We start from the raw sequence: 765 nt of genomic DNA on the forward strand, positions 1-765 counted from the left end.
GACCAGTACTTCCCCGAGTTTAAAACTGTCATCAAAGGTTTTGGTCAATTGGCTTGCGCCATTTTGAAGCACACGTCTTTCCCGGAAGATCTTCTAAACCAGGAGATAGAAGAACTAGCGCTGATGTATAAAGAAAAGGCGGGTATACGTTCTCCTGCGAAAAGTAAGATTCGAAAGGTGAAACAGGCAGCTGAAAACTCCATTGGTATTACGACAGGCAAAGAGATGGCACGCATTGAAATCGCCGCACTTGTCGATCAGTTTCTTCTAATCGAACGTCAACTGACAGAACTCAATCATCACTTAGAAGATTTAGTCACCCAGCTGGATGAATACGAATACCTGATATCGATTCCCGGCATTGGAAAGCATACGATCATTGATTTGATTGCGGAAACGGGCTCACTTAAGCAGTACACACATTCACGCCAACTCATTAAACTAGCGGGATTAACACTGCGCGAGAACTCTTCCGGTAAACATCAAGGTCAAAAGAAAATTTCCAAACGGGGACGAAAACGGCTCAGAAACCTTCTTTTTCGCGCCATATTGCCTTTGATCCAAAACAACCGTGCGTTTAAGGAATTGTACCAGTACTACATTACTCGTCCCGTTAATCCTTTGAAAAAGAAGGAAGCAATGGTCGTGCTTTGCGGAAAACTGTTAAAGATCTTTTTTGGTTTATCGAACCGCCAGGTTCACTTCAATGAGGACCGAATGAAACAGGACCTCCACTGTCTTCAACAGGCAGCGTAACCTATATTT

1 protein-coding gene is annotated in these 765 nt (G+C 43.5%); it reads left to right on the forward strand.

Annotated elements, in window-relative coordinates; translation table 11 throughout:
• On the forward strand, window positions 1–756 hold a 756-nt coding region (locus ACGTN9_RS21010; protein WP_499596479.1), incomplete at its 5' end, for a transposase.
• Window positions 757–765: the final 9 nt, after the last annotated feature.

This window comes from Halobacillus sp. B23F22_5, from assembly GCF_043497085.1.
GTDB lineage: Bacteria > Bacillota > Bacilli > Bacillales > Halobacillaceae > Thalassobacillus.